The sequence below is a fragment of the Dapis brunnea BLCC-M229 genome (genome assembly GCF_050015995.1).
In the GTDB taxonomy this organism is placed as follows: Bacteria; Cyanobacteriota; Cyanobacteriia; order Cyanobacteriales; family Microcoleaceae; genus Trichodesmium.
In genome coordinates this window covers 1-8,666 of record NZ_JBNHEP010000030.1, presented here as the reverse complement: position 1 = coordinate 8,666, position 8,666 = coordinate 1, and the positions used below count along the sequence as shown (strand labels likewise).

Annotated in this window: 6 protein-coding genes and 1 pseudogene; 1 reads left to right on the top strand and 6 read right to left on the bottom strand. The window is 39.4% G+C overall.

What is annotated here, in order from left to right:
• From ACP6PM_RS03005 to ACP6PM_RS02985, 5 genes are all read right to left on the bottom strand, one after another.
• Positions 1-2,078 (bottom strand): hypothetical protein (locus ACP6PM_RS03005; protein ID WP_426581724.1); only part of this gene is annotated, 2,078 nt, incomplete at its 3' end.
• Positions 2,054-3,046, bottom strand: coding sequence for an AAA family ATPase (locus ACP6PM_RS03000; RefSeq protein ID WP_426581722.1), 993 nt, complete (start codon positions 3,044-3,046; stop codon positions 2,054-2,056). The genes ACP6PM_RS03000 and ACP6PM_RS03005, both read right to left, overlap by 25 nt.
• The gene (locus tag ACP6PM_RS02995; protein ID WP_426581721.1) at positions 3,043-4,155 is read right to left on the bottom strand and encodes a hypothetical protein; all 1,113 of its coding nucleotides are present in this window, start codon (positions 4,153-4,155) and stop codon (positions 3,043-3,045) included. Before ACP6PM_RS02995 ends, ACP6PM_RS03000 begins: the two co-directional genes overlap by 4 nt.
• Before the next feature lie 16 nt (positions 4,156-4,171).
• Complete coding sequence (locus ACP6PM_RS02990; protein WP_426581719.1) at positions 4,172-5,152, bottom strand: caspase family protein; 981 nt, start codon at positions 5,150-5,152, stop codon at positions 4,172-4,174.
• 683 nt (positions 5,153-5,835) lie between these two features.
• Positions 5,836-6,894: a WG repeat-containing protein gene (locus ACP6PM_RS02985; RefSeq protein ID WP_426581717.1), complete on the bottom strand. Its 1,059-nt coding sequence runs from the start codon at positions 6,892-6,894 to the stop codon at positions 5,836-5,838.
• Between the two features lie 793 nt (positions 6,895-7,687).
• Between ACP6PM_RS02985 and ACP6PM_RS02980 the strand changes: the two genes are divergently transcribed.
• On the top strand, positions 7,688-8,101 hold the full coding sequence (locus ACP6PM_RS02980; protein WP_426581716.1) for a hypothetical protein: 414 nt from the start codon (positions 7,688-7,690) through the stop codon (positions 8,099-8,101).
• Between the two features lie 157 nt (positions 8,102-8,258).
• Here ACP6PM_RS02980 and ACP6PM_RS02975 read toward each other — a convergent pair.
• Positions 8,259-8,522 (bottom strand): annotated as a pseudogene (locus tag ACP6PM_RS02975) (heterodisulfide reductase-related iron-sulfur binding cluster); the annotation flags it as partial.
• Positions 8,523-8,666 lie beyond the last annotated feature (144 nt).

The following is an 8,666-nucleotide window of genomic DNA, read 5'->3' as shown; positions in this document are numbered from 1 at the left end:
GCCCCGATTACAGCCCCGCCCACAGCCCCGCCCACAGCCCCGCCCACAGCCCCGCCCACAACATTTGCAAATACCCACTGAAACCAAAGCCCCCATCCTACTTGTTGTGAATATTTGCGACGGAGATGCTTGCGTAACTCTTCCGGCATTCGCACTGCCAGCCACTTACCACCCGCCATAAACTCCTGAAAAATGTAGTCTCGTAGAGGACTATCCGCACAAGCTTCTCTAGAAAGCAAGCGGAGAAGTGGTTGCGCCAACCTGGAGACAACATTGCTGTGTTGCCGAGCAATTTCCAATTGCTGCCTTCCAACGGAGGCTTGTTCATCAGGTTTTGCCACCAGGAAATTTCTAAGCAGTTGACGAACCTCATCTTCCTGTTGGCGAGGCAACTCGGAAATCAGCCACAAGCGGAGCCAGTCAGGCATATAACCGTATCGAAACCAAGGTAAACGAGCTAGATCGGTGAGCCGACAAGCCTGAAGTAGGGAACTGCCATCACCAGTCTGGAGCGTATTGCCCAGGTAAACTGTGAGATTCCAATGTAGCTCTGGAAATACAGCACAAGCACTCAGCCAATAGTAACCACCTTCCCCCAGATAGTATCGGAGGGATTCTAGGACATCAGCTACCAGCCATGGCTCAGGTGGATCTCGCTCTATCCAGCGTCGCGCTCGCACTCTCAACGCCTCTGGAAAAGGTGCCCTGCTTTTCTCTGAAGGCACATAGGGCGATTTTCCATATTGGATGCTGCGTATCAAATCAATCAACCCATCATTTGTAGCAGGTAGAACAATAAACTCTCGCGATAATTCCAGTTCCTGATATCCCCAGTGTTCTGAAGGTTTAGGAGTCAATACAGCCCGCTCAGGCCAACTCGAAAAGAAATCAAGCCAGGGTTCAAGTTCGCCAGTCAGGGAACTAAAAAAACCGTCGGCATCGGAGAAAACGATCAGTCGATGCTGGCTGTACTTCAACGCAATTTCCTGTAGCTTACGAGGAGGTTCTTTTCCTGTCATCGGAAAGCAAACGCGGGGGTCACCATCAAAATAGTAGCCTGTGATTAAGACCTCGTTGTGGGTGAGTTGAGCAATCATTTCCTTGACAAATCTCGCCTGGTGGTCGCCGTAATTTGCCCGGTCGATGAGAACCAGGTATTCAGGGAGAACCTGATGGTAGCCGTACACTGGCGCAAACAAACCTCCTCCCCGCACGGTTTTTTCTACGGTCTTGTCAACATCGAGTTCATTGGATGGAACCTGGATACGTCGCCTAAAACCCTGAGCAATGCGCAAGAACAAAACGCTGGGAAACAGTTCCTCATTAAAGCCCGAGATAGAAACTCGCTGAATTTCTGGCTGTCGCCTGGTCGCACGACGCTTGAGGTATTGACGCGCACACCAATACCACCAGAGTCTCCAAGCTATGAAGGTAGCGAAGGGAAGAACCAATAAAGCTCCCAATAGGGGCAGCCATTTATCTATAGATGTAGGTGTAGTAGTTGTAGGTATAGTAGTTGTAGGTGTAGTAGTTGTAGGTGTAGGTATAGGTGTAGTAGTTGTAGGTATAGTAGTTGTAGGTGTAGGTATAGGTGTAGTAGTTGTAGGTATAGTAGTTGTAGGTGTAGGTGTAGGTATAGGTGTAGGCAATTGCTGGCTCAGGAAATAGATTAATACGATGGCAACGAGGATAGCGATCGCTAATAGAACCCACCGTAGCCGTCGCCATTGCCGCTCAATCTTTTTCAACTCCTGTTTAACTGCCTGAGCATTTTCATCTTCTTGAATAGCCTCGCTAACAGTAAAACCCATGCGTTCAATCCATTGGTCAAACCGTAGCTGGAAATCCTCTTGTTCTGCTGGGGAACTGCATAGCAAAGGACCGAGAAGGCTTCTAACCCTCTGGGGTTCCTCTAGCTGCTCTCCTTTTGCACTCAGGGCAAGTATCAGTTCTTGAGCAGCAATATATTGCGACACACCGATGTTGTAATTGTGTTCTCTGCGCAGCTCATCAATAAACTCAATCAACCTTTCTGGTTCTAACCACCCTGGGCTTACTTTTGGCGACTGTCTACCCATTGCTTCACTATCTCCTTAGCTTTATCTTGATCCTCAGCAGTTTTGATCAAATTACTCAGGGTGCGCAGAGCTAGCTGAGGCTCAACAAGCGGGTTATTTGCACCACCTGAAATTTCTTGGAGCGCTATCATCCAACCCAAAAGTTCAGCAGTTCCAGGTTTCTTGCGCAAACCGCTCTTTCGTAGCTTAAAGAAAATATCTAGGGCATCCAGGAGAAATTTACTGCTACCAGCAGAGTACAAACCTAATCTATTGGTAACAATATCCGCAAGACGCTCTTTTTGTGGAAAAGAAATATTGTAGTAAACACAACGTCGCAAAAATGCGTCGGGCAGGTCTTTCTCAGAATTACTCGTGATTACCACTATAGGTTGTAGCTTGGGATGAGCTTCAATCTTGACATTGCCCAGTTCGGGCACCCGAAAGTACAGATACTCCAATTCATTCAGGATATCATTAGGAAAATCGCGGGATGCCTTGTCTACTTCGTCAATGAGAACGATAGAGCGTCTTTTACCAGGATGAATAAAACCTGGAGGAACAAAATTCTTAATTTCAGACGGCTCTTTTGTCAGCAAGATGGCTGTCCCCAAAGCGTTGTATGTCAGATAGTTCAGAGAGTTTCTGTCTTCTATACGATTCTGGGCATCTTGAAATTGCCTCAAAGTGTCATAACTGTAAAATAAATCGCGGGCAGTGCTAGTAGATTTGGTTTCAAATTTAAGCGGCTCGTCAAAACCTAATTCCCAGGCTAAACTATAAGCAAACAAGGTCTTACCAGTACCAGGTTCTCCAGTCAATAATAAAGGTTGACCTAAAAGCAAAGCAACGTTGCAGGCATCACGAAGACCCGGATCTGCCAAATAATTTTCTGGTTTCATAAATTGTGATCGTCGTGACACAGGTAGAGGTTCTGGTGTGTTGCGTCGTTTCCGTTTTCCGTCACCAAAGTAAAATGGGAAATTCATGCAAGCTCCCTCCTTGCAGTATAATCATTTGAAATAACAGCGTAATCCACCAAAATAGCTGACAACTTACGGGCTAATTCATCTAGAGGAATTCTTTTAGGTTTATCTTTTGATTGATATTGATTAAATATAGCTTGAATTTCGCTTTTTGTATCTTTGACAAAAGCCAAATTATTAGGGAAATGTTTTCTCACTACTACATCTACCCATTCTGTTGCTTCTTGCTCAGTAATCCCCTCTAATTTTGGTAAAACTACGCCATAAAAATTATTAAACTCAGAAAAATCGCCTTCTGAAAGTTTGTTTAGCTGCTTATCTAATCTAGAATCTTCACTGCTGGAAAATAGACACCTAAATTTGTCTAACATCCTACGATTTTGTCTATTGTTAGTAATAATAAATAAAAACACAAATAGGTGCTGATTAGGAGAAATTACCAGCCGATTTTCCCAAAAATGCAGAAAGCTATTAATTGCTTTACCAGCAAATTTTAACCAATGTTCACAATACATATATGTAGAGATAATGACCGGCACTGGTGATTCAGCCAAAGTGTGATTTATTTCTTTGGTTAATTCATTTCTTTCTTCCCCAACTATAGTATTAGCTAGATTGTATTTAAGTTGACTATGAAAATTTTGTAAAGTTTCAGGAAATCGCACATGATAGGTGGTCATCTTAGAGTGGTTAAATTTTTTTGGTAAAAAATTCACTTTGAGACGTTCGAGAAACATATCCTGAGACTGTTGCTTGTCACCATGAATAAGACAAACTAATAGTTTGTCAAAGTTGTTATTTCGTCTTTCAAAAACTTGAGAAAAAGCTAATTCATGCTGGATTCGGTCGATAAGATAAGGTGCCATAAAAAGACTTTTTGATACATTACTAAGGTCTGCCTGAGTCTCTAAGAGTCGTCCTAGTTGTTCGAGCAGATTAACTAATTTTTTTTCCTGCTCTCGCTGATTTTTTTTGAGAGCTAAAGGAACTTCTTGATATTCAGGATACCAAGATATTTCTTCATTGATTAGATTTAAGTTTTTTCTGACTTCAGCTATTTGTTGGCGAATGGATTTAATTTTTTCGCGATAAGATGGAAAATAATCGCTCATTATTTCAAGACTTTTTTTAACCTTTAATTCCTAGTTTCTGTTCCAACTTGGTTATTTCCGCTTCTATCCGACGTTTATTTTTAACAAGTCCTAATGGAATATCAGTAAACTCAACATATTCAGTCATGCGTTCTTCAACCAGCAGCAGATTTTCACGATAGTTGGCCAACATCCGTCGCCAGGTAGCGACCTGTTCAACATCTAACCCTGGTGTAATAGATGGAACATTAGTTGCCCATTTTGGCAACGGACGCGGACTTTTCTCCCCTCCAGCATACCAGGCTAAAGCAAAGTTATCCTCTAAATTACTGACTTTAATGATGGGATGCTGTTTGTCATCTGTGCGTTCGGGAACTTTGCGTCCTACCCACATAGCAATATCCAACACACGAGCATAACCGTCTTTTTCAAATGCCCCATAACCAGCCAAAGCTTCCAACAACGCTGTTGTAAAGACACTGTATGGTTTTCCAGTCCAAGACTTTTCATCTTTTCGTGAAGAAGCAAGTATAACCCTACCACTACTACTGCCCAACTGAGCGATCGCCGATGGTGGCAGAGGTGATTTAACCACCCCCTTAGCTTCTGCTTGTCCGCCAGCATGACAGCAATCAAGAAGTACTAATAATTTCTTAGCTTTAATCGCTCGCAGATGCTTGGTGAAGGTTTCGCCACGAATGGCTGTACCCTCCAAATCTGCCAAATCATAACCATAAGGCATCAAATAATAATCTGGTGTTTCCATTCCATGACCGGAGAAATAAACAATTGCAGTATCATCCTCTCCCGTCGTCTTAGCTAACCAACTCAAGGCAGATAGAATATTGGTACGGTCTGCTTTTTCACCTGTTAGTAAACGCACTTGCTCAGTAGGATAGGCGCAACGAGATGGATCGCCCAACAGATCCGCAACGGCAGTAGCATCATCAATTGTGACTGGCAAGTCAGCACCTACTCCGACAACAACAGCATATCCTTGCCTGAAAGTTTGGGACATAATTCTGCTCTCTATCAAGATTCAAAATACAATTTATATTATATCTGGGCTTTGTTGTATGAAAACATATAGCTACCGCACAAGCTTAAGCATATGTACTTCAGACTTCTACAACTATTGTCCAATAAATAAATCAAACATCAATCTTTGATATAAAAAGGCTGAAACTTTTACCTGTAAAGGTTTTGAGGGGTTTAACTATTGGCCAATAAATGAATAAAGCATCAATCTATAGAAAGAGGGTGATATAGCTGCCACTAAGTTCACCTTTCATGTCGGGGACAACCGAAAAGCGGAACGGATGTTCTATGGCTACTTTCATGCAACAAAGCCTTATATCTGGTTGAATATAGCACCTTAACAAGGGGGGAACCGCTTAAAAAGGGGGTAGTCTTCAAAGTCCCCCTTTTTAAGGGGGATTTAGGGGGATCGTAAATGTACCTCATAACTGTGGGAATTGCTATAGTTATACCGTTTCACGGAAGTCAGAAGTCAGAAGTCAGAAGTTAGATTTTATCGACTAAAAACTTTTACAAGACAATAGTTTCAGGGAATTATTTTACATTTAAAGTTTGAAACTATTTGTGACATCCTTAAAGTGAATTGGTATTATAATTAAAGCTCGCAGTAGCACTTTAGTCCTCAGATAGATAGGGCTAAAGCCCTACTACAAACAAAAACACTTAATTACTTAAATTCCAGACAAACCTACCAATTTTATCTATATAACCCTTTTTGCCCTCTACCCACGCCTCTGCAATACCATTAGAAAAGGCAAAAGCATTATCAAACTCAGGCTCAATAACCATCTCATTGGCAGCATTAATATAACCATATTTGTCATCTATCCTAACTTCTACTAAACCTTCCGAGAAGTTACCAGCAAAATCATACTCCGGTTGAATAACTCTATTGCCTGAAACATCTATATAGCCATACTTATCATCAATTTTAACTGCTGCTAAACCTTCGGAAAAATCTTGACTAAATTCAAATTGTGGTCTAATAATTTCCCTACCAGTTTTATCAATATACCCCCAGCGATCGCCAATTTGAACTCTCGCTAAACCATTAATAAAATCTCCAGCAAAGTCATATTTAACTTCAATTACTATTTTTCCAGTCTTATCTATATATCCATATTCATAACTATTACCAACCCTCACAGCAGCTAATCCGTCAACAAAAAAACCCCGCCCTGTTTGCCCTCCATATTCTGGGTTAATTAATATTTTGCCAGTTTTATCGATATAACCCCAGTTACCATCAATTGTAACTCGTGCTAACCCTTCAGAAAAATAGACCGCATCTTCAAACTGCGGTTGAATTACTATTTCTCCATTCTTGTTAATATAACTCCATCTTTCACTAAGTTTTTTGACTGGTGCTAATCCTTGGGAAAAACGTAAAACAGAATCAAATTCTGGCTTGATAACTATTTCTCCTTTTTCATTAATATAACCCCACTTTTCACCAATTTTTACCGCTGCTAATCCTTCTGAGAAATCTTTTACCTGATCGAATCTTGGTCGAATCAATATTTTTCCTGTCTTATTGATATACCCATATTTTCCGTTTTGCTCGATCAGAAATAATTTTCTTTGTTCTTTTTGTTTGACAGGGGATGCAGTGGGTGTCGGTGGTGGGGGAGGGTCGATTAATTCCTGAATTTCTTTGACGGCACTACAGGATGTTATACCTAAAACAGCTAGACTTATCAATAAAAATAGAGAGCGGTTCATTTTGTAAAATTTTCCTCCAATTTCCAACTAACAAATTATCTCAGGACTTAGCTATAAGAAACGCAAAAATTGGTTTGAGATTACTTTCCTGACGGAATGCTCCGCAAACGCTGTCCCTTGTAATGCCAGAAATATTTTATATAGCATCACCGAAATAGGACCGGGACATTTATAAATGCTTAAACTTATACCATTTCACAGAATTCAGAATTCTGAAGTTAAATTGGATAGGCTAAAAACTTTAGACAAGAGAAAGGTTTGAGGCAATTATTTGACATTTAAAGTTTGAAACTATTTGTGACATCTTTAAAGTGAATTGGTATTAGTCGGGGACTACTTCTAACTTCTGACTTGTGCGTAGTGCTATATTGCCTAAGTCCTGTTATCTGTTATTAGTTCGACTAGGTTAAATATTCTCATCTTTGGGCCATTTTTTCTTTTCTATATCTATTGCTAGAGAATAAGCAACTATTTCAGGAAAGTTGGGCGTTATTAGTCAACAGTTTTTATTTTATTGTCAAATGACAAACAGCCAACTTTTTTGATCTTTAACATTTCTAAGTCTTCAGCTTTAAGCCTATTGAAGCTGATTCAGAAGTTCATACTTTCTGTGACTTTAATAATTGACTGCCTGAAGGGTTAAGATTTTCTCCTAAGCAAAGTAAAAATTATAATATTAGTGATACCGATCGCAGCAATTTCGTCTTTAACATATATATAGTAAAAATTAGTAGAAATAAATTAACTATTTATAACTACTTGATACCAACCCTTAGATAAAATAAATACTCTCGTGAAAATTGTTAACAAATTACTTTTAACCACTGTTGGAACTTCTCTTGTTGCCTTATCCGTAGGAACAGCAGAAGTAGCTCAAGCCAAATTTAAGCCTATTAAAGTTGATTCTGAAGCTCATACTTTTTATGACTTTAATAATGGACTGCCTGAAGGATTAGGATTTTCCCCTAAGCAAAGTAAAAATTATAATATTAGTGATGCCGCTCGCAGCAATTTCGTCTTTAACTATAGTAAAAATCAATTAACAATTAATTTAGTCTCGGAACTATCGAGTATCAATAACATATTAAACATATTAATTGATACAGACAAAATTATTAATAGCTTTTTGGTATTTAATTGTTTGATAGTGATAGCACTTTGTGTGTTGGAGGTATTGTTAATTGTTGATGAAAAGTGTTCAAATTGATACAAATAAGTGATTGGGTTTTGAAATCTGCTGTTTAGGATAATTTTCAAAAAATAGTTTCAATTCTTTTTCTGGTAGGTAGATATATTGTTAAGATTTATCTGAAAAAAAAAGGAAAGCGATCGCCTTCCTTCTCTTCATACTTGGGTAGCATCTACTATTTTCTCTGTAACTTCACCCCCCGAATTGAATAATCTAATAATTTCATTGGGTGCATTAAAGTCATTTTCTTTCCTTGCAACTCTCAATACTTTTTAATTTGCAAAGAACATCCAGGATTATCAGAAGCAATTAATTTTGTACCTGTATTCAATAAATTTTCTACTTTTTGTTGCCCTAACTCATCAGCTATTTCCGGTTGCAACATATTATAAATTTCCACACTACTACAACAGAACTTCAGATGGGCATTTTCTGCCAAAAGTTTTTTATTAAGCAGTCAAATGACAAGAAGACCAACTTTTTGATCTTGATATGGCCTTCAACTTGACAAAGTCTTTATATTTTATCTTTTAACCCATATTCCGCACGTCAAGTTGTAATATTAAAAGTAGTATAAAAAATG